This is a genomic window from Actinophytocola algeriensis (genome assembly GCF_014203735.1).
In the GTDB taxonomy this organism is placed as follows: domain Bacteria; phylum Actinomycetota; class Actinomycetes; order Mycobacteriales; family Pseudonocardiaceae; genus Actinophytocola; species Actinophytocola algeriensis.
In genome coordinates this window covers 298307-323405 of record NZ_JACHJQ010000011.1, presented here as the reverse complement: position 1 = coordinate 323405, position 25099 = coordinate 298307, and the positions used below count along the sequence as shown (strand labels likewise).

The window sequence follows — 25099 nt, the reverse complement described above, 5'->3', positions numbered from 1 at the left end:
TTCGCTCCGCAAGCTTCGCTCATCCGCGTACCGAGAGGCCGACCTTCTGGAACTCCTTCAGGTCCGAGTAGCCGGTCTTCGCCATCGCGCGCCGCAGGGCGCCGAACAGGTTGATCACACCGTCCGGGTCCGACGACGGGCCGAACAGCAGCGTGCGGAGGTCGGTGATCTCCTCCTCGACGGCCGCCGGGATGACCCGGCTGCGCGGCAGCGACGGGTGCGCGGCGGCCGCGGTCCAGTACAGACCCCGGCCCGGGGCCTCCTTGGCGGTGGCGAGCGGGCTGCCCAGCATGACCGCGTCCGCGCCGCAGGCGATGGACTTCGCGATGTCGCCGCTGCCGTCGACCTCGCCGTCGGCGATGACGTGCACGTACCGGCCACCGGTCTCGTCGAGGTAGTCGCGGCGTGCGGCGGCCGCGTCGACGATCGCCGTCGCCATCGGCACACCGATGCCCAGCACGCTGTCCGTGGTCGTCGCGACACCCGTGCCGTAGCCGACGATGACACCGGCCGCGCCGGTGCGCATGAGGTGCATGGCCGTGCGGTAGTCGTGCACGCCACCGGCGATCACCGGCACGTCCAGCTCGGCGATGAACGACTTCAGGTTCAGCGGCTCACCGTCGCGCGACACGTGCTCCGCGGACACGATCGTGCCCTGCACGACCAGGATCTCCACCCCGGCGGCCAGCAGCGCGGGTGTCAGCTCCGCGGCCCGCTGCGGGCTCACCCGCGCGGCGGCCGTCACCCCGGCCTCGGCGACCCGCTTGACCGCCTCGGTGATCAGCTCCGGCTTGATCGGCGCCGCGTGCAGCTCCTGCAGCAGCCGGGTCAGCGCGGTGTGGTCCAGGTCGTCGAGGGTGGCGACGATCCGCTCGAGCACCTGCTCGACGTTCGCGTGCCGGGCCCACAGGCCCTCGGCGTTGAGCACGCCGAGACCACCGAGCTTGCCGACCTCCACCGCCACCGACGGCGACACGACCGCGTCGGTCGGGTGCGTCAGCAGCGGGATGTCGAAGCGGTACGCGTCGATCTTCCACTCGGTCGACACGTCCTGCGACGACCGGGTCCTGCGGGACGGGACGATCTCCACCTCGTGCAGCGCGTAGCCGCGGCGGGCGGTTCGCCCCATGCCGATCTCGACAAGATCCGGCACGGGAGTTCCTTTCTGGCGGAGCTTGCGGAGCGAACCTGCGGCTCGGCTCAGCGAGTCGTGTAGTTCGGGGCCTCGACGGTCATCGTCACGTCGTGCGGGTGGCTCTCCTTGAGCCCCGCGGCGGTGATCCGGACGAGCTGGGCGCGCTGCAGGTCGGCGATGCTGTGCGAGCCGGTGTAGCCCATGCCGGACCGCAGGCCGCCGACCAGCTGGTGCACGACCTGCGACAGCGGGCCGCGGAAGGGGATCCGCCCTTCGATGCCCTCCGGCACCAGCTTGTCCTCGCTCAGCACGTCGTCCTGGAAGTAGCGGTCCTTCGAGTACGACTTGGCAGCGCCACGCGACTGCATGGCGGCGAGGCTGCCCATGCCCCGGTAGGTCTTGAACTGCTTGCCGTTGACCAGGATCACATCACCGGGTGCCTCGGCGGTGCCCGCGAGCAGGCTGCCCAGCATGACCGCGGACGCGCCCGAGGCGATGGCCTTGGCGATGTCACCGGAGTACTGGATGCCGCCGTCGCCGATCACCGGGATGCCGGCCGGGCGGCACGCGAGATCCGCGTTGTAGATCGCCGTGATCTGCGGCACACCGACGCCGGCGACGACGCGGGTGGTGCAGATCGAGCCGGGCCCGACGCCGACCTTCACGCCGTCCGCGCCCGCGTCGACCAGGGCCTGCGCCCCGGCGGTCGTGGCGACGTTGCCGCCGACCACGTCCACCGTGTCGCCCAGCTCCTTCTTCAGCTTCGCGACCATCTCGATCACGCCGCGGGAGTGGCCGTGGGCGGTGTCGACCATCAGCACGTCCACACCCGCCTCGACGAGCGTCATGGCGCGCTTCCACGAGTCGTCGCCGACGCCGACCGCGGCACCGCACACCAGGCGGCCGTCCGGGTCCTTGGTGGCGTTCGGGAACTGCTCGGTCTTGACGAAGTCCTTGACCGTGATCAGGCCGCGGATCTTGCCCTCGCCGTCCACGATCGGCAGCTTCTCCACCTTGTGGCGGCGCAGCAGCCCGAGCGCGGCGTCGGCCGACACGCCCACCTGGGCGGTGATCAGCGGGCCCTTGGTCATGACCTCGCTGACCGGCTTCGTGTGGTCGACCTCGAAGCGCATGTCGCGGTTGGTGATGATGCCCACGAGCGTGCCCGCGGCGTCGGTGACGGGGACGCCGGAGATGCGGTAGCGGGCGCAGAGCGCGTCGACCTCGGCGAGCGTGTCGGTCGGCGAGCACGTGACCGGGTCGGTGACCATGCCCGCCTCGGACCGCTTGACGGTCTCGGCCTGCCGCGCCTGCTCCTCGATGGAGAGGTTGCGCTGCAGGATGCCGATGCCGCCCTGGCGGGCCATGGCGATGGCCATGCGCGACTCGGTGACGGTGTCCATCGCCGCCGACACCAGCGGGATACGCAGGGTGACGTTGCGGGTCAGGCGGGTGCTCGTGTCGACCTCGCTGGGGACGACGTCGGACTCCGACGGCTGGAGCAGCACGTCGTCGAAGGTGAGGCCGAGCGTGGCGAACTTGGCCGGGATCCCCTCAGCGGTGGTCATCGTGGCCCTTCTTGGTACGGGGTTTCCGCAGTTGACCCATGGTATCTGCCCATGGGCGGGCCCTTCCCGGTACCGTGCGGTGCGTGAGGGACGACGCACTGCCCCCGGACCCGTTCGCCGGCGACCCGAACGATCCCGTGTGGGCCTTCTCCGACGAGGACCCGGCCAGCCCGGAACCGGTATCGGCCCAGGAGCGCGACGAGCTGCTGGCCGACCTGCGGGATCTGGCCGTCTACCAGGCGCTGCTGGAACAGCGCTCCGTGCGCGGCGTGGTGGTGGACTGCGCCGAGTGCCAGGAGCCGCACTACCACGACTGGGCGCTGCTGCGGGCGTCGCTGGAGCAGCTGCTGGCCGACGGCAGGATGCGCCCGCACGAGCCCGCGTTCGACCCGAACCCGGCCGCGTACGTGAGCTGGGAGTACTGCCGCGGCTTCATCGACGGCATCACGGCGACGGCGAAACAGACCGCCACGGCCAGTCCGCCTCCCCGGACTTGAAAGTTCTGGTCCTGACCCAGCGACACCGGCGGACCGCAGGTGGCTGGTGGCTGAGTGCGGTCACGTTCCCCTGAGGTAACTGCTGGTCAGGACAGACTCTGCACGAAGATCCACAGGACACGCGCTACTCGGCGTCCTGTGGCGGGGCGTACAGGTGCCAGCCGTCCTCGGCGGGGCACGACGCGACCGTCAGCCTGCCCAGTGACTCGTCGGCGAGGGCCTGCGCTGCTTCCTTGGTCAGCAAGGCCCGTCCCTCGCAGCGGGAGCAGCGAGGGGCCTGGCTGTACACGTGGCCCGCTGTCATGGCGTGGCAGCGTACCCGGGCGTCAGTTCACCGCGCCGGTGCCCGCGTCGGCCACCGCGCCCTCGACGTTCGCGGGTTCACCACCCGCGGGTTCACCGCCCGCGGGCTCGCCGCCCGCGGGTTCGCCGCCGGTCTCACCGCTCGGCGTACCGGTGTCGCTGCGCGGCGGTTCGCTGGTGGTGCTCGTCGGCGGCGGCGAGGTCTGGCTCTCGTCCGGCGGAGTGCTCGGCGACGTGGTGCCCGTCGGGTCGGTCGCCGACGGGTCGCTCGAGCCGCTGTCCCCGCCGCTGGAGCTGCCGGTGCCGGGGTCCGGCTGTGTCGACGGCTCCGGGCTGGGTGGCGCGCCCGGGTCACCGGAGGGGGTGCCGGGCAGCTGTGCGACGAGCGAGCGGTGCTGCTGGAGCAGCTCGTCCTTGCCGTCCTCGCTCATGACGGTCGGCAGCGCGGTGCTGGCGTCCTCGAGCTTGGACTTGGCGACCTCGACGTTGCCTTCGGTCAGCGCGGCACGTGCCTGCGCGAGGTCCTGCTTGACGGTCTCGGCGGCCTCGACCGAGCGGGCGCGCTCCGCGTAGAGGACCTTCGAGAGGGCCCAGAGTGTGTCGCCGGGCTGGGCGTCCCTGGCCGCGAGGCCGACGCCTGCGAACGCGATCGCCAGGACGGCAGCGGCGGCGGCGACCGGCACGAGCAGCCGCGGTCTGCGCTTCCTGCGCATCTTCGCCGCCTGCACGGTCACGGTCGCGAGCTTGGTGTCGACGAGGTCGCCGATGGGCTCGGCGTCCACGTCCCGGCGCCACGACATGAGCAGCTCGGTGAGCCGTTCGTCGCCGAACTCGCCGAGGGGGTCGTCGTCGTCGGCCATCCGGGCACCGCCGAGCAGGTCGAGGAATTCGTCGTCGGCATGTACCAGCGCGAGGTCGATGGCCTCGGTGTCCGCGTTCTCGTCGAAGTCCGTGAACTCGGGCTGATCTCTTCGATCACTCACTCAGACCACCTCCTCCGCTGACAGAGTCTTCCGCAACCGGGCGAGGGCCCGGTGTTGAGCCACCCGTACCGCACCCGGGGTGGAGCCGATCGCCTCCGCTGTCTCTTCGGCCGAGAGCCCGACCACCACTCGCAGCAGCACGATGTCACGCTGCTTGTCGGGTAGTACGTCGAGCAGGTCCCGCATCCGGCGGCTCAGGTCCTGTTGCATGGCACGCTGCTCGGGCCCGGCGTCGGTCTCGGGCTCATCCGGTACGTCGGCAACGGGCTCGGATCGGTTACGCCCTGCCGCACGGTGCGCGTCAGCCACCTTGTGCGCGGCGATGCCGTACACGAAGGCCAGGAACGGTCGTCCCTGGTCGCGGTAGCTGGGCAATGCCGTTAGCACCGCGAGACACACCTCCTGTGCGACGTCGTCCGCCGAAGCGAAGGATCGCTCCTGCCTGCCTACCCGCGCGCGGCAATACCGCACGACAAGGGGCCGGATTGACGCAAGCACACGGTCAATGGCACGTGGATCACCGTCGACGGCAGCGCCTACAGAAGCGTCCAGTCCGTCCCCCAATGTGGTCATCGCAGCGAGCAGCCTCAACGTTACGTGCAGGTACGGTCAGTTCCATGTCACACCCCGAGGGGACTGTGCCGTCACTCACGGAGGTGTCACCCACCGTACCGCGCAACACAATCGGCGCCCTTGCGGCCGGAAGGGACACGTCAGAGTTCCCCCGCCTGGTCTAACCGCCACACACCGTCGTCCCGGACCAGGGTGAGCTCCATCCTGCTCCGCTCCACCCTGGGCTCTGGCGACTTCGTGTTGGTGACGGTCTGGTCGACGAACACCATGACCACGGCTTTCGCGGTGTCGGCGCGTACCACCCCGGCCGACCGGGCGGTGGCTGTCGCGACCGCGCGGGTCTGCTGCAGCTCGGGGCCCAGCTCTTCGGTCAGCGTGCTGAGCTGGCCCGCGAACCGGTCGGTGGCGCGTGCCGCGACGTGGCGGAAATTACCCCCGAGGTCGCGGTAGTCGTAGGTGGCGAGGTCCTCCGCGAGGAGGATCGCGTCCTGCCGGGCGGACTCGGCCGCAAACGTTTGCGCTTCGAGGGTGTCGACCTGTTCTCGCAGGTCGGAGATCCGCAACCACGCGGTGACTGCCCCGGACACGACGAACAGGACTACGACGGCGACGACGAGCGTCGACGTCCTGGCCCACCACGGCCGCACGACGTACTCGCCGTACTCGTCCTGGTCGTACTCGCCCCTCGCGACGTCCGCTGACCCCTCATCAGCGGAAGAGGGCCTGGCAGACCCATCCCTGTCGCCAGACCCGTTTCCACGCACTCCGGTCCCACCTGGCCCGGTCGCACCGGACCCACCGACTGACGTCACACAGCAGAGCCTAGGAGACGAGCCCCCGGCGGAAGCCGTGCGCCACGGCCTGCGCCCGGTCCCGCACGCCGAGCTTGCGGAACAGGCGACGCGCGTGCGTCTTCACCGTGTCCTCGGACAGGTACAGCTCCCGCCCGATCTGACCGTTGCTCTTGCCCATCGCCATGCCGCGCAGCACCTGCAGCTCCCGGTCGGTGAGCTGGACACCGGGGTCGGACGGCTGCCGGGGTGCGGGCACCGACGTGCTCGCCAGCGTGTGCGCGAGCGCGGCGACCAGCTCGGGACGGGAGGCGTCCCACCGGAGGTAACCACGCGCACCGCCCGCGATGGCGGCCGCGATGCTGCCCGCGTCGTCCGGTGCACCGAACACGATGACGTTCGCCGCCGGGTTCGCCGAGACCAGGCGCCGGGTTGCCTCCACACCTGTGGGGACCGCACGCTGGGTGCCGACGAGCACGACGTCGACCGGCGCACGGGAGAAGCGGGCGAGCAGCTCGTCACCGTGCGCTACGCAGTCGATGCGACTAACCCCTGGAACCGCGGACATGACACGGGTCAATCCTTCCCGCACGCCGCGGCGGTCGTCGCAAATCAAGACCGTCGTCACGGGGACTCCTTCCTGCAGCCGAGTGACGTACTACTCCCTATCGGACGCTTCGGGGCGAACCTTGACACGATCTGGTGGTAAATCTGCTGACCAGTTCGCCCAGATGTCCGAGCGACCGCCGTCACCCGGTTGGGCCAGCGGGGTCGGGTACCCACGGAGAGCGTTCGGCGAGCTCACGCCCACGTGGATCGGTCCTCAGTAACAGACCGTGCAAGACGAGTGCCGCGTTACGGGTGTGCCGGGATGACTCGGACGGGTCTACCTCGGCCAGGAGCAGTGACGCGGGCCAGACCAGCGACGACAGGTGCAGATCCGTAGCGTCGTCCCGCGCGCGGGTGACCAGCTTTCGGGCCATGACCGGTTCAGTACCGGACAGCGCGGCGGCGAGCACGATCTCGGACTTGACGCGGTGCCGGATGGCCTTCGACTCACCGAGCGCCCGCTCCGCGTGGGGCAGCGCCGCTCCACCGGCGCTCAAGCAGATCTCGGCCGAGACCCAGCCGTGGCGGACCCTGGCGCGCCAGGTCGTCAGCGGGACGCGGTCGGCGAGCTTCCGCGCTTCACCGAGCCTTCCCGTGCCCACGGCGTCGGCGGCGAGGCCCAGCAGCGCGTCGGCTCTGGCCTCGTCGGTGGTCGCGGTCGCGATGGCCCGCGCGTCGTGCCTTCTGGCGGCCGCGTGGCCACCCAGCTGGCGGCGGTGGGAGGCGAGGGTCGCCGAGGCCAGCGCGCCGAGGTCGTCGGGGCGGCGGGTGAGGTCGTGCAGGAGGGTCGCGGCGCGCGCGTAGTGGCCCTGCGCGCCGAGCACCACCGCGGCCAGCCACCGGTCGCGGGGCAGTGCCGGCGTGGCGGTCACGACGAGGTCGGGCCGGTCGCCGAACGCCGCCTGCTCGAGCGTGGTCACGAAGCTCCCCAGTCTTGTGGTGGGCGGGCTTGTGGTGGGCACCGTGGTGGGCGCCGCCTGCCCAGGAATCCAGCGTATCGGGCAGCACCGACAATTCCGGGCGTCCGGCTCCGGCCAGGGACCACGCGACTGGTCAGGAGCTGTGGGGACCCGCCGGACGCCTTGAAAGCGCGTCTGGAACGCGCCCTTCACGACACCCCCAGCGGGTGACCGGACGCTAACCGGACGGCCCCGGGACCGGTCCTGATCTTCAGCCGGCGCCAACGAGCGACTCGATCCGGCCCACCGCGTCCGCGAGGTCCTCCAGCCGGTCGACCCGGTCCGGCAGATCCGTCGTGAACCAGCCCGGCCCGCACGCGAACAGCCGCACCCGCTGTCGTGTCCTCGGCACCTCGTCGAACAGCGACGCCCGCGCCAGCCCCGGCAGCTGCGCCCACACCGCCACCGCGGCCGGACCGGTCCGGCGCACCGCCGCGGCCAGGGCCGAGGCCGGCAGCGCCGCGCCCAGCATCTGCGTGCCGATCCCCTCGCGGGCGAGCGCCGCGCGCAGTACATAGAGGGGAAGGCTGTGCTGCTCGTCCGGCGCGCAGCACAGCAGCACCGGCCGCGGGTTGCGCGGGGCGGTCACCATCGGGGTCGCGCCGATCACCGCGGCCAGCGTGCACTCGTGGACGAGATGCTCGACCTCGACGCACTCCCCCGACTGCTCCCACCGGCTCGCCAGCGCCGCCAGCACGGGTCTGAGCACGTCGTTCCACACCGCCACGACCCCGAGCGCGTCGATGCTGTCGGCGATGAGCTGCTGGGTGGCGACCGTGTCCATGGCCATCGCGGCGCGGGACAGGCCGAGCACCGACGCCGACCGGGTGCTGAACTCGCGCAGCAGCGACGTGCCGCCCTCCCTGGGCGCCACGACCTCCGGCGGGTCGGGTGGCGCGGTCGCACGCAGTGCGTAGGACGCGGCCTCGGCCGGCGTGGCGCCGCGCAGCAGCGCCTGCTGCATCAGCTCCAGCCTGCCGATGTCCGCGTGGGTGTACCTGCGGTGCCTGCCCGTCGTGTGTGCGCGCGGCCCGATGCCGTAGCGGCGGTCCCAGGTGCGCAGGGTCGCGGGTGCCACCCCGAGCCTGCGGGCGACGGCCGCGACAGGAAGCGTCTCCTCCTCCTGCTGTGCCGTCGACCCGATGACCGCGTCAAGGACTCGGCCATGATCGCCCACGGACGCCTCCTTCGTCGCCAACCCTCCCATCGTCGGGTGATCACGGGTGTCCGGCAACTGGATCGACGAATACGCAGCGTGGAGGTGGTGCACCGATCGGCTGAAATGCCTGATCAATGAGTCGATCACCCTTGAACAAGCTTTGGCGCGGTTCTAGCGTTGGTCCCGCTGCACCGAATGGAGTAGCCGGTAGTGCGAACATCCGGCGAGGGAGGCGGTCACCATGGCAGACACTCGGAGGCTCCCGGGTCCCAACGCAGACGTGTGGGACTGGCAGCTCGAGGGTTCTTGCCGCGGCATGGACAGTGCGTTCTTTTTCCACCCGGACGGTGAACGCGGCCCGGCACGGGCCCGGCGCGAAGCCAGAGCGAAGGCGGTCTGCCAGGCCTGCCCCGTGCTGGAGTTGTGCCGGCGCCACGCGCTGGCGGTGCACGAGCCGTACGGGATCTGGGGTGGCCTCTCCGAGGGTGAGCGGGAAGCCATCATCAAGTTGGAGAAGCGCACGTTGGCTGTGGCGAACTAGCAGGGACTGCGGAACACACGAAGAACGCCGCGTCCGGTCGGGGGAAAGCGACCGGGACGCGGCGTTCTTCGTGTTCTGCCAGGTACTACGGGATCAGAAGCCCGGGCCGTGCCCGTGACCGTGACCGTGGCCATGACCAGCGGCCTCCGGCTCTTCTTCCTTCTTCTCCACGACAGATGCCTCGGTGGTGAGCACCATCCGCGCGATCGACGCCGCGTTGGTGACTGCCGATCGGGTGACCTTCACCGGGTCGACCACACCGTCGGCGACGAGGTCGCCGTAGGTCAGGCTGGCCGCGTTGAGGCCGTGGCCCCAGTCCATCTCCTTGACCTTCGACACGACGACCGCGCCCTCGAGGCCCGCGTTGTTCGCGATCCACAGGAGCGGTGCGGCGAGCGCCTCACGCACGAGCCGCACACCGGTGGCCACGTCGCCGGACTGGGCGGCGGCGAGCGCCTCCAGTTCCTTGGCCACGTGCACCAGCGTGACGCCGCCGCCGGGGACGATGCCCTCCTCGACCGCGGCCTTCGTCGCGGCCACCGCGTCCTCGATGCGGTGCTTGCGCTCGGACAGCTCGGTCTCGGTCGCGGCGCCGACCTTGATCACCGCGACGCCGCCGGACAGCTTCGCCAGCCGCTCCTGCAGCTTCTCGCGGTCCCAGTCGGAGTCGGTGGCCTCGATCTCGCGGCGGATCTGCTCGGCGCGGCCCGCCACGGCCTCCTTGGTGCCGCCGCCCTCGACGAGGGTGGTCTCGTCCTTGGTGACGACCACGCGCCGGGCGGTGCCCAGCACGTCGAGGTCGGCCTCGGACAGCTTCATGCCGACGTCGGTGGAGACCACGGTGCCGCCGGTGACGACCGCCAGGTCGTCCAGGAACGCCTTGCGGCGGTCACCGAAGTACGGCGCCTTGACGGCGACCGCGCGGATCGTCTTGCGGACCGAGTTCACGACGAGCGTGGACAGGGCCTCGCCGTCGACGTCCTCGGCGACGATCAGCACCGGCTTGGAGGCCTGCGCGACCTTCTCGAGGATCGGCAGCAGGTCGTTCAGGGACGAGATCTTGTCCCGGTACAGCAGGACGTAGGTGTCCTCGAGGACCGCCTGCTGGGTCTCCGGGTCCGTCGCGAAGTACGCGGACACGTAGCCCTTGTCGAACTGCACGCCCTCGGTGATGACGAGCTCGGTGGCCATCGTGGAGGACTCCTCCACGGTGATCACGCCGTCCTCGCCGACCTTCTCGATGGCCTCGCCGAGCAGCGCGCCGATCGACGCGTCGCGGGACGCGACGGTGCCGACCTGGGCGATGTTGTCGCGGCCCTTGACCGGGGTGGCCTTGGCCTTCAGCGCGTCGACGACGGCGTCGGCGGCGAGCTGGATGCCCTGGCCGAGCGCCATCGGGTTGGCGCCCGCGGCGACGTTGCGGACGCCGACCCGCACCATGGCCTGCGCCAGGACGGTGGCCGTGGTGGTGCCGTCACCGGCGATGTCGTTGGTCTTCGTGGCAACGTTCTTCGCGAACTGGGCGCCGAGGTTCTCGAAGGAGTCGTCGAGCTCGATCTCGCGGGCGATGGTGACGCCGTCGTTGGTCACGGTCGGCCCGCCGAACTTCTTGGCGAGCACCACGTGCCGGCCACGCGGGCCAAGCGTGACCTTGACCGCGTCGGCGAGCTTGTTCACCCCGCGCTCGAGCGCACGACGAGCGTCCTCGTCGTAGCTGATCTGCTTGGGCATGTCCTACCTTTCTCGGACACACAACGCCCCGGGACCCCCGGAAGGGGGCCACCGGGGCGCAGTGTGTGACTAACGCCAGGCGTCAGTTGACGACGGCCAGCACGTCGCGGGCGGAGAGGATCAGGTAGTCCTCACCGTTGTACTTGACCTCGGTGCCGCCGTACTTGGAGTAGATGACGACGTCACCGACTGCCACGTCCAGGGGGACGCGGTTGCCGTTGTCGTCGATTCGGCCCGGGCCAACAGCCAGGACCTTGCCCTCCTGGGGCTTCTCCTTGGCAGTGTCCGGAATGACGAGGCCCGAGGCAGTCGTGGCCTCGGCCTCGCTCGCCTGGACAACAATCTTGTCCTCGAGCGGCTTGATGTTCACGCTCACCGCGATGACCTCCACGGGTCTTTTCGAAAGCGTTGGCAGTTACCAGTTGTGCTATCGGCTCCTGCCACCCCGCCGTCGCGGGTGCCGGGGCGGTGTCGGCGCCGTACGTTTGGCACTCTACCCATGCGACTGCTAACCGTGCAACGAGGGTGCTCGCGTGACAATCAGTCCACCCAGATCGGCCGCCCCGCGACCGTCGTCCCCCGCGCGGTGAGCAACGCGTCCGCCGTGGCGTCCAGCCCAGCGGGCGCGACCACGGTTCCGGCGTGCGACTCGACCGCGTCGGCCAGCCGCGTGCTGAGTATCAGCGGCGCTATGTACTCGGTGAACACCGGCCGCAGGTGAGCTGTTCCCCTGGCCCGCTCCTCGACGAACCGCAGCTGCGCGCCGCAGCCCAGCCCGAGCGCGATCAGCGCGGACGCCTGGGTGAGCTTCAACTCGATCGAGTTGTGCGGGCTGTGCACGGCCTCGTCGTCGTCGAACGGCTCCAGCAGCCGGAGCGCCTGTTCTGGGCGTGCGTGCGCGAGGTGCCACCAGCCTTGCGAGATGGCGAGGGAGACGGCCAGGTCGGCGCTGGTCTCGTAGTCGCCGACACGGCGGAAGTCACGTTCCATCGCCTGGTGGGTCGCGCCGCGGAAGATCCGCCCCACCGCCCGCCGCCGGATCGCCGCCACCTGCATGAACGGCGCCGGCTTGTGCGCGAGCACCTGGTCGTACAGCTCCTCAGCGGTGGCCCACTTGCCGAGGTCCTGGTAGAGGTTCGCGACGGCCAGCAGCAGCGCTGCCCGGCCGGCGTCGGGACAGTTGCTGTTGATGGCGAGCCGCTTGCGGATGCGCTGGAGGGTGGCGTCGAGCAGCGCTTTGTTCTGCCGGTAGGGCAGGTAGAACAGGGACTGGGCGAGGAAGGCCCACTCGTCCCCTTCGTGCGCTTCGAACGCGTACGGGTAATGGGACGCGAGCACGTCACCCAGGCGTGCGCACCCGAACGCGAGCGCGGGCACGCCGGCGTGGAAGTGCTTGCGGGCACTGTGGAACAGGTTCTCGGCGATGAGGTCGATCCCGAACCGGAAGTGCGCGCGCCGCGGCCCGTCCGACCGCGCCCGGTGGCGGCGGTTCAGCGGGACGAGGTTGTCGAACCGCGTGTCGTCGACGTCCTCGTTGAGCGGCACCCATTCGACGTCGGCGACCGGCCCGTCCACGACGCAATTGCCGGTGCCGTAGTAGGCGTGCGGTTCGCGACCGAGGGTCGTCCGCGGTTCGTCGGTGCGCTGGGCCGGGAAGGACACGCGGCCGCGGGAGATGTCGTCGACGGCCTGGCGGATGCCGCGCGCCACCTGCAGCCAGGCCTCGTCGGGGTCCGGCCACGCGCTGACGGGCCGCAGGTCGAGCGGCAACGCCTGGAACTTCGCGAACGGCATGGTGGCGAGGTCGACCGGCTTCACCAGCACCGGGAGGATCAGCACCCCGTCCTCCTCGTGGCGGCGCAGCACCTCGGCCAGCTCCTTCTCGAAGCAGTACACGGACGCGACGAAATCCGGCGTGACCAACAGCAGGACGATGTCCGCGACGGCCACCTCACGCTCGATGTCCCGCTCCCAGTCGGATCCGGGCGCGATGGCCCGGTCGCTCCAGAGGTCGATGAGCCCTTCCCGCACCAACGGTGCGAGGTGCACGTTCAACCGGACCCGGTGCGGCTCGTCGACCCGTGCGTAGGAAACAAAGACGCGACAGAGGTCGTTCCTGACCGTGGACGCATCATTCCTGGACGCAACATGGATTCCGTGTTCGTTGTCGCCACTTACCATCATCGATCCGCCCTCCAGACAAATACTCCCGGAACGATGTCCCACTTTTGTCAATCAAGCTCAGCGGGCGGCGGCGACTGACAATTGCCACCCATCCCTGGTGGACCCTGTAGTTTGGCTTGCCTGCTGGTTTATATTAGGCCAGATAACGTCAATGTCCAGCGTGGCCGTGCAGCTCTACTACAGCCTTGTAAAGCTCACCTAAATAACGAACCGAACAAGGCGTGAGTTAAGCGGTCCTCCTCCTAGGGGGATCAAGTGGACCACAGGGAAGTCAAGCTGGCGGAGATGCTCAACAGCCTCATCGAGCGCGGCGGGTACACGCGAAATCGAGGACCGATTCTCGAAGCCGTCGGCGTGACCGCGGCCGCCCTGTCGCAGTACACCCGCGGCCGGACCCGGCCCAGCTTCGAGAAACTGACCGCGTTGGCGGACTTCTTCAACGTGAGCCTGGACTACCTCGTCTACGGCGAACCGATGCGCGCCCCTGACGACCACAGCTCGATCGCGCGCTACGTCGAGCACGCCTTCACCGACATCAAGAGCCGCACCAGCAGGCACTCCGAGCTGGTGGCGCGCATCGGGCGCCTGCTCGTGGACCGGATCGACGAGGTGGCCACCGAGATCCTGGATTCGAGGACGGCAGGCATCGAAGGGCTCATCGGCCAGGACGAGATCCTGCGGATGGAGCGGTACTGCAGGCAGGCGGACATCATCGCCACGGACCTGAGCCCGAATGTCATCACGCTGGCCAGCGGTGAAGCACTGCCGGGGCAGTTCTTCAACGCGGTGACGACCAACCTCGCGCGCGGCTGCGGTTATCGGTTCCTGCTCGCGGGCGAAATGACCATCCACTCGGACGAGGTGCGCGACTTCCGCAACCTGATCGCGAACGCGGTCGGCGGCGACCGCCTCAACGAGAGCTGCGCCTTCCGCACCTCGGCCATGCCGGTACAGACCGGCATGGGGCTGTACCACCTCGACGCGGTGACCTTCGCCGTGGAAGAGCCGTGGTTGTTCGCACAGTTCAGCAAGTTCCTGCTCAACGGGGCCTGGTTGGGATATCTCAACAGCCCCAATGATCACTCGAGCGCTGACATGCTCATGAGTCCTGACTACACCGAGCGCGCGCACGAGGCGTTCGAAAAGTTATGGAACTCGACCGGAGTTCACTCTATTGTGGGATCGCGCCAGTCCTAACCAGACATTCGGTCCATATCTATTTATAGTCTCCCGGTGATCATTGGCACCACTGGGGCCGTTGTGGGTGAAATTTCGGAAATCTGGGTGCACCCCAACGCGGAAAAAATCTGGCTGTCACACGTTCGCGTTGATGACACGCACGATGTCGTCCAGATCGTGTTCGGCGGCGTCCGCATGTTGTCCCCTGGCGACCTGGTGCCGGTGGCCCTGCCCGGCGCCCGTGTCCTCGTCGAGGGCCGGGAGAAGCCGAAGAAGATGCGCAACCGCGCCTACCGGGGTGAGCGCTCGCACGGGATGTTGTGCAGCCTGAGGGAACTCGGCTGGGTCGAGGCCTGTGTGGACGAAGTGGCCGTGCTGTGCGGTCTGCGGCCCGGTCAGTCCCTGGACGAGGTCCCGGTACCGGACCGTCGCGGCCATGTGGAGAACTGGCCGGAGGTGCCCGAATCACCGCACTCGTTGTTCATCCACGTGTAGGTACTGGTTCATCGAAGATCGACGGTTGTTGACACCACCGGATTGTGGGGTTTGAGAGTCACCCGAACAGGGAGGTTCTCTTGCCCGGCTCATCCATTTCTCGTCGGTCTGTCCTGGTTGGCGGGGTTGCTGCCGTCGGGGTTGGCGCGGTTGCCGTCGCCGCGCCTTCCTGGGCTTCCGCCGCGCCCGCCGCCGGCAGCAAGCCCTTGCCCGCCAACCCGTTCACGCTCGGGGTCGCTTCCGGGGATCCGTGGAGCGACTCCGTGGTGCTGTGGACCCGGTTGGCGCTCGACCCGCTGGCTGACACCGGCCTGGGTGGGATGCCCGGCCGTCGCTACGAGGTGCAGTGGCAGGTCGCCAAGGACGAGCGGTTCCGGCGTGTTGTGCGGGCCGGGTCCGCCACCGCCGATCCGCGGGGCGCGCACTCCGTGCACGTCGAGGTCGGTGGGCTTCGGGCCGGGACCGAGTACTTCTACCGGTTTCGGGTTCAGGGGCACCTCTCGCCGGTCGGGCGGACCACCACCACCCCCGCGCGTGGGCTTTCCCAGGGCCTGACGATGTGTTTCGCCTCGTGTGCGCACTTCGGTGAGGGGTTCTTCACCGCCTACCGCCGCCTCGCGCAGGACCAGCCCGATCTCGTGCTGCACCTCGGCGACTACCAGTACGAGTACGCCGCCAAGGCCGCCGACGTGCGGACCGTCGTGGGGCCGGAAACCCGGACGCTCGCCGGCTACCGGCAGCGGCACGCCCAGTACAAGACCGACCCGGACCTGCAGCTCGCGCACGCCACCGCGCCCTGGCTCGTCGTCTGGGACGACCACGAGACCGAGAACAACTGGGCCGACGACGTTCCCGAGGCGCCCGACCCCGCCTTCCTCGATCGGCGGGCCGCTGCTTTCCAGGCCTACTACGAGAACATGCCGTTGCGGCGGTCGGCGCGGCCGCAGGGCATCGACATGCGGCTGTACCGGCGCTTCAACTGGGGTGACCTCGCCACGTTCCACATGCTCGACACCCGGCAGTACCGCGACGACCAGGCCTGCGGGGACGGCACGAAGATCGACTGCGCCGACCGGCTCGACCCCTCGCGGACGATCCTGGGTGACCAGCAGGAAGCGTGGCTCCTCGACGGGTTCCGGCGTTCGCGCGCACGCTGGGACGTGCTCGGCCAGCAGGTGTTCTTCGCCCAGCGCGACCTCACCGCCGGGCCCCAGCAGGGCTTCTCCATGGACGGCTGGGACGGGTACCGCGCCAACCGCGACCGCATCGCCGCCGCGCTCGGGCAGGTGCGCAACGGGGTCGTGCTGACCGGTGACGTGCACCGGCACTGGGCCGGTGAGATCAAGGAGAACGCCGACCGGCCCGACTCGCGCGGGGTCGGTGTCGAGCTGGTGGCCACCTCGGTCACCAGCAGCGGTGACGGCAACGAGGGCACGAACTCGACGCAGCTGGCCGAGAACCCGCACCTGAAGTTCTACAAGAACCGCCGGGGTTACGTGCGGACGACGTTCACGGCGGGTGAGCTGCGGTCGGACTTCCGGATCCTGCCGTACGTGCGCACACCGGACGCCCCGGTCTCGACCGCGGCGAGCTTCGTGACCCCGGACCGGGATCCGTCGCTGCATCCCGCGTAGCCGCCGTGCGACGCGGGGACCACCGGTTACGCTCCCGAGGTCAGAACTTTCCACAAGGGGGCTAATCCAGTGACATACCCGCAACAGGGGGGACACGGGCCGCCTCAGGGCGGCGGGTACGGGCCACCACCACCGCCACAAGGGGGCGGCTACGGGCCACCACCGCCACAACAGGGCGGCGGCTACGGCTATCCGCCGCCCGGGCCCGGTGGCTACGGCCAGTACCCGCCGCCCAAGAAGAGCAACACGGGTCTCATCGTCGGGGTCGCCGGGGTCGTGGTGGTCGCCGTCGTGGCGCTCGTGCTCGTGCTCGTCCTGACTGGCGATGACGACGACTCGCCGCCGAAGGCAGGCGGGGGCGACACGTCCGAGGACTCCGGTCTGCCGGGCGGCATCCCGGGGCCGGGCGGCGGCGGCTCGGGCAGCGACTCCGGTGACGGCGAGTCCAGTGGCAGCGGCGGCAGCAGCAGCTCGGGCGGTGACTCGTCGTCGCCGGAGGCGCTCGCCGACGTCGTCGTCGAGGTCATCGAGACGCAGGACGAGGACCTGATCGACGAGTACGCGTGCTCGTCGAGCGTCGCGTCGCAGCTGAAGTCCGAACTGTCCCAGTTGGCCGGTATGGACGTGTCCGCGACCGTCGAGGACGTCCAGGAGTCCGGCGACACCGCACAGGCGTCGATCGAGATCTCGCTGGGCGGCGAGACGGAGAGCTTCACGGCCGAGATGGAGCAGGACGTCGACGCCTGGTGCGTCACCGGGATCTAGTAACCAACTGATCCGTTCGGTCGCAAACTATTGACCGCCGGGGCGGGCGGCACCAGAGTTGTGCACTGCTGGAGTCGCCCGTCCAGGAGGCCGTCATGTCGAGATCGACGTCCCGCACGATCCTCATCGCCGCCGTCGCGGCCGGTCTAGCCACCGGCATGTCGACCGCGGCGGCCACGCCGGGGACCGCGCCACCCACCACGAGGCAGGAGGCCTACGCGGCCGCCGCCGAGGAGTTCGGGGTGCCGGAGAGCGTGCTGCTCGGCGTGTCCTACCTGGAGTCCCGCTGGGACACCAACGCAGGCCTGCCCAGCACCAGCGCCGGCTACGGCCCGATGCACCTCACCGACGTCGGCACCGCCAACTCCGGCGGGACACACCACGACGAGGGCACCGAGGACCCCCGTGGTGACACGGCCCGCCCCATGCTCCCGCCCGACCCGGGCGAACAGGACTTCTCCGCGCCGTCGCTGCGGACCGTCGACGTCGCCGCCGACCTGACCGGTGTGGACATCGCCACGCTGCGGTCGGACCCGGTGCAGAACATCCGGGGTGGCGCCGCCCTGCTGGCCGACTACCAGCGTGGGCTCGGCGTCGACAGCGACGCGCCCGGCGACTGGTACGGCGCGGTCGCCAAGTACAGCGGCGCCACCGACACCGGGTCGGCGCGGACCTTCGCCGACGAGGTGTTCAAGACCATCAGCGAGGGCGTCTCGCGCGTGACCGACGACGGGCAGCGGGTGTCGCTGCCCGCCACGCCGGTCGACGCGGACGCCTCGCAGCTCGGCGACCTCGGACTCCGGCAGACCGGTGCGGGCGAGGTGGAGTGCCCTGCGGACCTCGGGTGCGAGTGGATCCCGGCCCCGTACGAGGCGTTCGGTGACGGCGACTACGGCAACCACGACAAGGCGAACCGGCCGCAGAGCCAGAAGATCGACTACATCATCATCCACGACACCGAGGGCAGCTACCAGACCACGCTGAACCTGGTGCAGGACCCGACGTACGTGAGCTGGCAGTACACGCTGCGGTCGGCCGACGGGCACATCGCGCAGCACGTGAAGGCCAAGGACGTCGCGTGGCAGGCGGGCAACTGGTACATCAACTCGAAGTCCATCGGCCTGGAGCACGAGGGCTTCGCGGCGAACGGCGCCTGGTACACCGAGGCGATGTACCGGTCGTCGTCGAAGCTCGTGCGGTACCTGGCCGGCAAGTACGGGATTCCGCTTGACCGGCAACACATCCTGGGCCACGACAACGTGCCGGGCACGATCCCGTCGACGGTGCGCGGGATGCACTGGGACCCGGGCCCGTACTGGGACTGGGCGCACTACTTCGAGCTGCTGCGCGCGCCGTTCCGCTCGACGGGCACGTCGCTGACCGGGCTCGCGACGATCAGGCCGGACTACGCGACGAACAAGCCGGCGTTCACCGGGTGCAAGACGGCCGGGGTGCCGTGCGAGCCGCACGGGTCGGGCTCGGTCGTGCTGCGGACCGCGCCCGCCGACGACGCGCCGCTGCTGACCGACATCGCGCTGCACCCGGACGGTTCCCCGGGCACGATGCACATCTCCGACCACTCGGCGCGCGCCGAGACGGGTCAGACGTTCGCGATCGCCGAGCGGCGCGGTGCGTGGGTGGCGGTGTGGTACCTGGGCCAGAAGGGCTGGTTCAAGGCGTCGGACGCCGCGTGGTCGGCCGGTTTCGTTGCCACGCCGAAGAAGGGGCTTGCGTCCGTGCCGGTCTACGGTCGCGCCTACCCGGAGGCGGCCGCGTATCCGTCGGGGATCCCGCCGCAGGCGGTGACGCCGCTGCAGTACACGCTGTCCGCGGGACAGAAGTACGCGGTGGGCCTGGTGACGCCGTCGGAGTACTACTGGGCGGTCACCTATGACGCGACGAACCACACGGTGGTGCGCGGGAAGACGAAGTACCTGCAGATCCAGTTCGGACACCGGGTGGCGTTCGTGAACGTCGACGACGTGGACGTGCGGTTGTCGTTCCTGTGATGTCGTTCCTGTGATGCGGCTGGCCTCCGGCCCCCGTTTTCCAGGCTACGGCACGGGACCGACGGTTCCCTCGCGGTGAGGGGCGGTTGTCCACAGGGCGGTTGGTTGTCCACAGAGTTGGGCGCCGGCTGTCGCTGGCGGACTTCCGCGTCGGTGCTGTCCGGTAGCGTGGAATCCGGGGGCCGGAGGCCAACGCCCCTCGGCCGCCCAGCGCGCGATTTCGGTTGGGACGCTTGGGGTTGCACACGGGCCGCTGTCGCGTGGAGCCAGCGGCAGAGGCCAGCCGGGTCAACAGCCCGCCGGCAGGTCCTCCAACGTCACCGGGACCTCGAACGGCGGGCGGCTCGTACCGCTGATGCGGTACCGGCCCCACGGGTCCGGATCCGACAGCACACCCTCCGCCACCCCGAACGGCGTCCGCAGCGACGCGGTCGGCTTGCGGCTCCCGGCCTTCTCCGTCACCTCGTCGTGCGCCTGGATCCGGCCGTACCAGTGGTACCGGCCGTCCACCGGCTCGAAGTTGCCCCTCAGCGTGACCGTCACCGACAACTCGGCACCGTCCAGCACCAGGGTGGCCTCGCCGGCGTAGCCGTCCTCGTCGTCGCTCACGGGCGTCATGTTACCCGAAGTAACAGGTTTTGCAGAGTCTCTCGGAGTGTGGGGTGCTCGAAGGCGAAACCGCTGGTCAGCAAGCGTGCCGGCACCACTCGGGTGCTTGCCAGCAGCACCTCGTCCGCCAGGCCGGCGCCGAAGAACCTGCGCACCAGGCCCGGGGGCAGGGCCAGCAGCCGGGGACGGCTCAGCACCGACGCCAGCGTGTCCGCGTACTCCCGGTTCGTCACCGGGTTCGGGGCCACGACGTTCACCGGGCCCGACAGCGAACCACCCAGTACGTGGAGCACCGCACTGACCGCGTCCGCGAGGTCGATCCAGCTCACCCACTGGGTGCCCGCACCTGCCCGGATGCCCATGCCTCGCCGGAACATCGGCAGGAGAATCGCCAGACCGCCCGCTTCCGCCGACTGCAGCACTCCCACCCGCAGCTGCACCACGCGCAGCCCCGCGGCCTCCGCCGGAGCGGCCGCCTTCTCCGCCGCCTCGTACACCGACGGCAGGAAGCCGACGCCAGCCGGGCTTTCCTCCGTCAGCAGCGCAACGCCGCGGTCGCCGTAGTAGCCCGTCGCCGAGGCGCACAGCAGCACTCCGGGGCCGTCCCGCATGTCGGCCAACGCGGTGGCCAGCAGGCGGGTTCCGTGCACTCTGGACTCGCGGATCGCCTCGCGTTGGTGGGTGGACCACTTGCCCACCAGCGGCTCGCCCACCAGGTGGACGACGGCGTCGACGCCGCGCAGGCTGCCGGTGTCGACCTCCGGGAACCACAGCGCCTCGTCGTGGGCCGCCGGCCTCCTGCGCACCAGCCTGAGCACCTCATGCCCCTGCGCCTGCAGCTCGCGCACCAGTGCGCCACCCAGCAGACCGCTGGTTCCCGTGACCGCGACCCTCACCCGGATGAGCGTACGGGTCAGACCGTCACGGTGCCGACAGGAAGGCCGGGATTCGCCGACAGGTCCAAAGACGACGGCCGCACTTGCGCCTTCACGAGGTGTGCGCCGAGCGCCGCGATCATGGCGCCGTTGTCCGTGCACAGCCGTGGGCGGGGCACGCGGAGCGTGATCCCCGCTTCGGCGCAGCGCGCCGCCGCGAGTGTGGACAGACGCGAGTTCGCCGCGACGCCGCCGGAGACGACCATCGTGTCGATGCCCAGTTCGGTCGCGGCGCGGACGGCCTTCGCGGTGAGCACGTCCGCCACCGCCTCCTGGAAGGACGCCGCCACGTCGTCGACCGGGATCTCCTGGCCCTCGCGGGCCTCGACCCACCTCGCCACCGCCGTCTTCAGGCCCGAGAACGAGAAGTCGTACTTCGCGTCCCGGGGACCGGTGAGACCGCGCGGGAAGCGGATGGCGTCCGGGTTGCCCCGGCGGGCGGCCTTGTCGATCGGCGGGCCGCCGGGGTAGGGCAGGCCGAGGATCCTGGCCACCTTGTCGTACGCCTCGCCCGCCGCGTCGTCGATGGTCGAGCCCACCTCGGTGATCTTCGTGGCGAGGTCGTCGACGCGCAGCAGCTGGGTGTGCCCGCCGGAGACGAGCAGCGCAAGGCACGGCGACGGCAGCGGGCCGTGCTCCAACGTGTCGGCGGCCACGTGACCGGGCAGGTGGTTCGCGCCGTACAGCGGCACGTTCAGCGCCGCCGCGTACGCCTTCGCCGCCGACACCCCCACGAGCAGCGCGCCCGCGAGACCGGGGCCGCACGTGACCGCGATGGCGTCCACATCCGACAGCTCGAGCGCCGCCGCCTCGAACGCCCGCGTCACCGACGGCACCAGCGCCTCGAGGTGTGCGCGGGACGCCACCTCCGGCACGACGCCGCCGAAGCGGGCGTGCTGGTCCACGCTGGACGCGACCTCGTCGGCGAGCAGCGTCAGCGCACCGTCGGACTCGATGCGGACGATGCCGATGCCGGTCTCGTCGCAGGAGCTCTCGATGCCGAGCACGATGGTCATGGGGCCTCCTCGGCGGCCTGTGCGGGGCGCGCCATGGTGTACGCGTCGGCGCCGGACGGCCAGTAGTACCGGCGCCGCATGCCGATCCGGGTGAAACCGTGCGCCTCGTACAGGCCGATCGCGGCCTCGTTGTCGGTGCGCACCTCGAGGTAGACGGGGGCCGCGACCTCGTCGGCACGGGCGAGCAGCGCACGCAGCAGCGCCCTGCCGATGCCCTTGCCCTGCCACGCCGGGTCGACGGCGATGTTGTGCACGCTGGCCTCCGCATTCCCCTTCACGCCGAGCACGGAGACACCCGCGTACCCGACGAGCCCGGCCTCGTCGGTGTAGGCGCCGAAGTACTCGTAGCCCGCGTCCAGTTCGGACTGGAACGCCGACTCCCGCCACGGGTCGTCGTCGGGGAACACGAGGGTCTCCAGCTCCGCGCAGCGAGCCAGGTCCCCGCGCTGGAGCGGAGCGAGCCGGAACGTCACCGCGTGGTCACCCGTTTGCGTGCGCCCGGCTCGGTGGCGTCCGGGCGGCGGAGGTACAGCGGCACGAACGGCCGCGGCTTGGCGCCGGCCAGCACGTCGTCGCGCGCGACCATGGCGATGCCCAGCGGGTTCGGGTACTCCTGCCCGGTGTGCGGCAGGCCCAGGTCGTACAGGGTGGCGCCGTTGCCCGCGACGCGCTCGACCGAGAGCGACGGGATCCGCTCGACCACGTCCGCGGGCTTGTCCACCGCCGGGTTCGTGACGCGCCTGCCCGTGGCGTCGTAGGTGGCCCAGTAGATCTCCTTGCGGCGGGCGTCGGAGGCGACCAGCAGCGGGCTGTCGGCGACGTTCTCGGCGGCGATCGCGTCGAGCGTGCACACCGGGTACACGGGCTTGCCGAGTGCCTGTCCCAGCGCGGCCGCGGTGGCCATGCCGGCACGCAGGCCGGTGAACGGGCCGGGACCGATGCCGCAGACGATCGCGGCGATGTCGGCGAACGTGCGGTCCGCCTCCTTCAGCGCCGTGAGGATGTGCGGCGTCAGCAGCTCGCCGTGGGCCTTGGCGTCGACCGTGACGCACTCGGCCAGGACGAGCATCTCCTCGACGTTGACGACCCCGGCGGTGACCGCGGGGGTCGCGGTGTCCACCGCGATGACCAGCACGGCGGTTAAGCCTAGTTCCGCCAGCGCTCCACCACGTCGGGGAGGTCGGTCAAGCGCTGGATGACCGCGTCGGGCTCCACGTCGACCGGCACGCGCTGGTACTCCGGGATGTCGCTGTGCGGCACGAGCACGGCCCGCATGCCGACGGACTTGGCGCCGGAGATGTCGTCGTAGAGCCGGTCGCCGACGTACACGCAGTCGGCCGGGTCGTCCACCCCGACCGCGCGCATCGCGGCGAGGAACGCCTCCGCGTGCGGCTTCGTGTACATCAGGTCCGAGCTCCACACGAGCGCGTCGAACATGTGGAGGACGCCGTCGCGGCGCAGGACCTCCTCGTGCCACTCCCTCGGCCACGGCGTCGACGACAGCACGCCGAGCCGCAGGCCCTTCTCCCTGAGCGCGGACACCGTCGGCGCCACGTCGGGGTCCGTGTAGGTCGACGGGTCCCAGAACGTGCGGTACGCGGCCATCCCGTCGTCGTGGTGGGGGGCGCCCGCCGCGTCGAGGACCTGCGCCAGCGTGAAGGCCTTGTGGTGGTCGCGCGCGACCGTCCAGTGCCGTTCCTCGGCGGCCACGATGGCCTGCGCGACCCGGGCGGCCTGCGCCGCGTCTTCCGGGTGTAAATGGTCTGCGTAGCTGCGCCACGCGGCGACGTAGTCGACGGGATACCAGGGGGTGAGCGTGCCACCCCAGTCGAAGATCACCGCACGCATACCCTCCAGACTACGTCGACCAGCGCTTTTCCCAAGAGCCTGACGGAGTCACCTCTGCCAGTCTTGAATCGTCCGCCCGGCGGATCAAGTTCACGAGAAGGTGGTCTTCGGACAGCCTCGTGCCCGGTTCGCCCCATTCGATGACGACCGCGGCCTCGACCAGCTCGGTGTCCAGGTCCAGGTCGTCGAGCTGCGCGAAGTCGTCGCCGAGGCGGTAGGCGTCCACGTGCACGAGCGGGATGCCGCGGCCCCCCTCTGCCGGGCGGTGCTCGCGGGCGATGATGAACGTGGGGGAACTCACGCGGCCCTCCACGCCGAGCCCTTCGGCGATGCCCTTCGCCAGCACCGTCTTGCCCGCGCCGAGCGGGCCGGTCAGCAGCACCAGGTCACCGGGTTCGAGCAGCTCCGCGATCCGCCTGCCGAACCGCAGGGTGTCGGTCTCCGTGAGAAGTTCCACGCCGCTCGTCCTCTGTGTCGTCCCCTGCTGTGTCATCCGCTGCTGTGTCGTCCGCTGCTGTGTCATCCGCGCCGCCACCACTTCCGCCTGCCGCCGTCCTGTCCGAACGCGCACTGCTGCAGCAGCAGCGCCAGGTGGTCGGTGACGGCCTGCGCCTGCTCGAGCATCACCATGTGCCCCGCCCCGCGCACCCGCACCAGCTCGGCGTCCGGCAGCTCGAACGCGATCCGCTCCGCGTGCGAGAACTGCGTCATCCGGTCCGCGTCGCCGGACAGCACCAGCACGTGCGTGTGCTTGAGACCGGCGAGCGCGGCGTAGCGGTTGTGGGTGCCGAGGGTGTCGATGAAGTCGGCGAGCACCCGGACGGGGTTGGCGTCGATCAGCTCCATCGTGAGGTCCACCAGCTCCGGGTCGACGTCCTTGTCACCGAACGCGAGCGACCGCACGGCCCTGCGCGTGAGCTGCCCGCCCGCGGCACGGACGAACTCGACCATGCCGGGCTGCCAGTCGGCGAGCCTGCCGAGGTTGCGGGTCAGCGGGTTGTAGCGGGACAGCAACGGCCGCGGCAGCCCGCGTTTGCCGACCTCGCCCGCGGACGTGCCGATGAACGCGACCCCGTACACCTGCTCCTCGAACAGCTCCGGCCGCTGCTCGGCGAGCGCCATGATCGTCATGCCGCCCATGGAGTGGCCGACGAGCACCATCGGGCCGTCGAGCTTGTCGAGGACCTCGCCGAGGTCGCTGCCGAGCCGGTCGATCGTGCTGGACGCCTCGTTGGCGCGGCCGGAGCGGCCGTGGCTGCGCTGGTCGTACAGGACCTGCCGGACCCGCGGCTCGGTGAGGCGGGCGAGGGCCTTGCGCTGGAAGTGCCACGAGCGGCGGTCGAGCGCGAAGCCGTGCACGAACACCACGGTCAGCGCGGGCTTGCCGCCGTCGGCCGGGTCGACCTCCTCGACGGACAGGGAGATGCCGTCCTCGGTGATCACCGTGTACTCGCGGTCGGGCCGCAGGCCGCCGACCTTCTCCGGACTCGGCGGCTGGTCGTGTCTGCGGCGCGCGAGGCTCACGGCGATCGCGGTGCCCGCGGCGGCCATCCCGACGGCGCCGCCGATGAGGGTG

The 25099-nt window shown here is 70.3% G+C and carries 27 protein-coding genes; 7 read left to right on the top strand and 20 right to left on the bottom strand.

Annotated elements, in window-relative coordinates:
* Nucleotides 1-19: 19 nt before the first annotated feature.
* Together FHR82_RS41010 and guaB are read right to left on the bottom strand one after the other, a co-directional pair.
* Nucleotides 20-1153, bottom strand: a complete 1134-nt coding sequence (locus FHR82_RS41010; protein ID WP_184816048.1) for a GuaB3 family IMP dehydrogenase-related protein — start codon at nucleotides 1151-1153, stop codon at nucleotides 20-22.
* 47 nt (nucleotides 1154-1200) lie between these two features.
* A complete protein-coding gene (gene guaB / locus FHR82_RS41005) occupies nucleotides 1201-2703 on the bottom strand; it encodes an IMP dehydrogenase (RefSeq protein ID WP_184816047.1) in 1503 nt (500 codons plus the stop codon).
* Between the two features lie 38 nt (nucleotides 2704-2741).
* Between guaB and FHR82_RS41000 the strand changes: the two genes are divergently transcribed.
* Nucleotides 2742-3200, top strand: coding sequence for a DUF5319 domain-containing protein (locus FHR82_RS41000; RefSeq protein WP_184816046.1), 459 nt, complete (start codon nucleotides 2742-2744; stop codon nucleotides 3198-3200).
* A 124-nt stretch (nucleotides 3201-3324) separates the two neighbouring features.
* On the opposite strand, the gene FHR82_RS40995 is transcribed toward FHR82_RS41000, so the two are convergent.
* From FHR82_RS40995 to FHR82_RS40965, 7 genes are all read right to left on the bottom strand, one after another.
* Nucleotides 3325-3504: a hypothetical protein gene (locus tag FHR82_RS40995; RefSeq protein ID WP_184816045.1), complete on the bottom strand. Its 180-nt coding sequence runs from the start codon at nucleotides 3502-3504 to the stop codon at nucleotides 3325-3327.
* 22 nt (nucleotides 3505-3526) lie between these two features.
* Nucleotides 3527-4486 carry an anti-sigma-D factor RsdA gene (locus tag FHR82_RS40990; protein WP_184816044.1) on the bottom strand — a complete coding sequence of 320 codons (960 nt, stop codon included), beginning with the start codon at nucleotides 4484-4486 and terminating at the stop codon, nucleotides 3527-3529.
* The gene (locus FHR82_RS40985; protein WP_184816043.1) at nucleotides 4487-5059 is read right to left on the bottom strand and encodes a sigma-70 family RNA polymerase sigma factor; all 573 of its coding nucleotides are present in this window, start codon (nucleotides 5057-5059) and stop codon (nucleotides 4487-4489) included.
* A gap of 140 nt (nucleotides 5060-5199) precedes the next feature.
* Entirely contained in the window at nucleotides 5200-5706 is a 507-nt protein-coding gene (locus FHR82_RS40980; RefSeq protein WP_184816042.1) for a hypothetical protein, read from the bottom strand.
* Nucleotides 5707-5881: 175 nt separating this feature from the next.
* On the bottom strand, nucleotides 5882-6478 hold the full coding sequence (locus FHR82_RS40975) for a response regulator transcription factor (RefSeq protein ID WP_184816041.1): 597 nt from the start codon (nucleotides 6476-6478) through the stop codon (nucleotides 5882-5884).
* 121 nt (nucleotides 6479-6599) lie between these two features.
* Nucleotides 6600-7379, bottom strand: coding sequence for a hypothetical protein (locus FHR82_RS40970; protein ID WP_184816040.1), 780 nt, complete (start codon nucleotides 7377-7379; stop codon nucleotides 6600-6602).
* Between the two features lie 250 nt (nucleotides 7380-7629).
* Nucleotides 7630-8595 carry a MerR family transcriptional regulator gene (locus tag FHR82_RS40965; RefSeq protein ID WP_311771518.1) on the bottom strand — a complete coding sequence of 322 codons (966 nt, stop codon included), beginning with the start codon at nucleotides 8593-8595 and terminating at the stop codon, nucleotides 7630-7632.
* Between the two features lie 223 nt (nucleotides 8596-8818).
* On the opposite strand from FHR82_RS40965, the gene FHR82_RS40960 reads away from it, so the two are divergent.
* A complete protein-coding gene (locus tag FHR82_RS40960) occupies nucleotides 8819-9118 on the top strand; it encodes a WhiB family transcriptional regulator (RefSeq protein ID WP_184816038.1) in 300 nt (99 codons plus the stop codon).
* A 93-nt stretch (nucleotides 9119-9211) separates the two neighbouring features.
* On the opposite strand, the gene groL is transcribed toward FHR82_RS40960, so the two are convergent.
* The 3 genes from groL to FHR82_RS40945 form a co-directional block, all read right to left on the bottom strand.
* Nucleotides 9212-10849, bottom strand: coding sequence for a chaperonin GroEL (gene groL / locus FHR82_RS40955; RefSeq protein ID WP_184816037.1), 1638 nt, complete (start codon nucleotides 10847-10849; stop codon nucleotides 9212-9214).
* A gap of 82 nt (nucleotides 10850-10931) precedes the next feature.
* The gene (gene groES, locus FHR82_RS40950; protein ID WP_184816151.1) at nucleotides 10932-11225 is read right to left on the bottom strand and encodes a co-chaperone GroES; all 294 of its coding nucleotides are present in this window, start codon (nucleotides 11223-11225) and stop codon (nucleotides 10932-10934) included.
* 164 nt (nucleotides 11226-11389) lie between these two features.
* Nucleotides 11390-13030: a toll/interleukin-1 receptor domain-containing protein gene (locus FHR82_RS40945; protein WP_225944858.1), complete on the bottom strand. Its 1641-nt coding sequence runs from the start codon at nucleotides 13028-13030 to the stop codon at nucleotides 11390-11392.
* Nucleotides 13031-13318: 288 nt separating this feature from the next.
* Between FHR82_RS40945 and FHR82_RS40940 the strand changes: the two genes are divergently transcribed.
* The 5 genes from FHR82_RS40940 to FHR82_RS40920 all read left to right on the top strand — a co-directional run bounded on the left by FHR82_RS40940 (nucleotide 13319) and on the right by FHR82_RS40920 (nucleotide 19115).
* Nucleotides 13319-14230, top strand: a complete 912-nt coding sequence (locus FHR82_RS40940; RefSeq protein ID WP_221464890.1) for a helix-turn-helix domain-containing protein — start codon at nucleotides 13319-13321, stop codon at nucleotides 14228-14230.
* Nucleotides 14231-14266: 36 nt separating this feature from the next.
* Nucleotides 14267-14707 carry a hypothetical protein gene (locus tag FHR82_RS40935; protein ID WP_184816034.1) on the top strand — a complete coding sequence of 147 codons (441 nt, stop codon included), beginning with the start codon at nucleotides 14267-14269 and terminating at the stop codon, nucleotides 14705-14707.
* An 80-nt stretch (nucleotides 14708-14787) separates the two neighbouring features.
* Nucleotides 14788-16341 carry an alkaline phosphatase D family protein gene (locus tag FHR82_RS40930; RefSeq protein WP_184816033.1) on the top strand — a complete coding sequence of 518 codons (1554 nt, stop codon included), beginning with the start codon at nucleotides 14788-14790 and terminating at the stop codon, nucleotides 16339-16341.
* Between the two features lie 69 nt (nucleotides 16342-16410).
* Nucleotides 16411-17106 (top strand): hypothetical protein, encoded by a 696-nt coding sequence (locus FHR82_RS40925; RefSeq protein ID WP_184816032.1) that lies wholly within the window; start codon nucleotides 16411-16413, stop codon nucleotides 17104-17106.
* A gap of 95 nt (nucleotides 17107-17201) precedes the next feature.
* Nucleotides 17202-19115, top strand: coding sequence for a peptidoglycan recognition protein family protein (locus FHR82_RS40920; RefSeq protein ID WP_184816031.1), 1914 nt, complete (start codon nucleotides 17202-17204; stop codon nucleotides 19113-19115).
* A gap of 288 nt (nucleotides 19116-19403) precedes the next feature.
* On the opposite strand, the gene FHR82_RS40915 is transcribed toward FHR82_RS40920, so the two are convergent.
* The 8 genes from FHR82_RS40915 to FHR82_RS40880 are packed head-to-tail and all read right to left on the bottom strand — an operon-like array spanning nucleotide 19404 to nucleotide 25074.
* Complete coding sequence (locus FHR82_RS40915; protein WP_184816030.1) at nucleotides 19404-19733, bottom strand: DUF4873 domain-containing protein; 330 nt, start codon at nucleotides 19731-19733, stop codon at nucleotides 19404-19406.
* Nucleotides 19730-20620, bottom strand: a complete 891-nt coding sequence (locus tag FHR82_RS40910) for a TIGR01777 family oxidoreductase (protein WP_184816029.1) — start codon at nucleotides 20618-20620, stop codon at nucleotides 19730-19732. Before FHR82_RS40910 ends, FHR82_RS40915 begins: the two co-directional genes overlap by 4 nt.
* A gap of 17 nt (nucleotides 20621-20637) precedes the next feature.
* Nucleotides 20638-21675, bottom strand: coding sequence for a tRNA (adenosine(37)-N6)-threonylcarbamoyltransferase complex transferase subunit TsaD (gene tsaD / locus FHR82_RS40905; RefSeq protein ID WP_184816028.1), 1038 nt, complete (start codon nucleotides 21673-21675; stop codon nucleotides 20638-20640).
* A complete protein-coding gene (gene rimI, locus FHR82_RS40900) occupies nucleotides 21672-22148 on the bottom strand; it encodes a ribosomal protein S18-alanine N-acetyltransferase (protein WP_184816027.1) in 477 nt (158 codons plus the stop codon). The genes tsaD and rimI overlap by 4 nt, the downstream gene beginning before the upstream one ends.
* On the bottom strand, nucleotides 22145-22810 hold the full coding sequence (tsaB, locus tag FHR82_RS40895; RefSeq protein WP_184816026.1) for a tRNA (adenosine(37)-N6)-threonylcarbamoyltransferase complex dimerization subunit type 1 TsaB: 666 nt from the start codon (nucleotides 22808-22810) through the stop codon (nucleotides 22145-22147). The genes rimI and tsaB overlap by 4 nt, the downstream gene beginning before the upstream one ends.
* An 11-nt stretch (nucleotides 22811-22821) precedes the next feature.
* On the bottom strand, nucleotides 22822-23523 hold the full coding sequence (locus FHR82_RS40890; protein WP_184816025.1) for an HAD family hydrolase: 702 nt from the start codon (nucleotides 23521-23523) through the stop codon (nucleotides 22822-22824).
* Between the two features lie 10 nt (nucleotides 23524-23533).
* Nucleotides 23534-24016: a tRNA (adenosine(37)-N6)-threonylcarbamoyltransferase complex ATPase subunit type 1 TsaE gene (gene tsaE / locus FHR82_RS40885; protein WP_184816150.1), complete on the bottom strand. Its 483-nt coding sequence runs from the start codon at nucleotides 24014-24016 to the stop codon at nucleotides 23534-23536.
* Between the two features lie 26 nt (nucleotides 24017-24042).
* A complete protein-coding gene (locus tag FHR82_RS40880) occupies nucleotides 24043-25074 on the bottom strand; it encodes an alpha/beta fold hydrolase (protein ID WP_184816149.1) in 1032 nt (343 codons plus the stop codon).
* Nucleotides 25075-25099 lie beyond the last annotated feature (25 nt).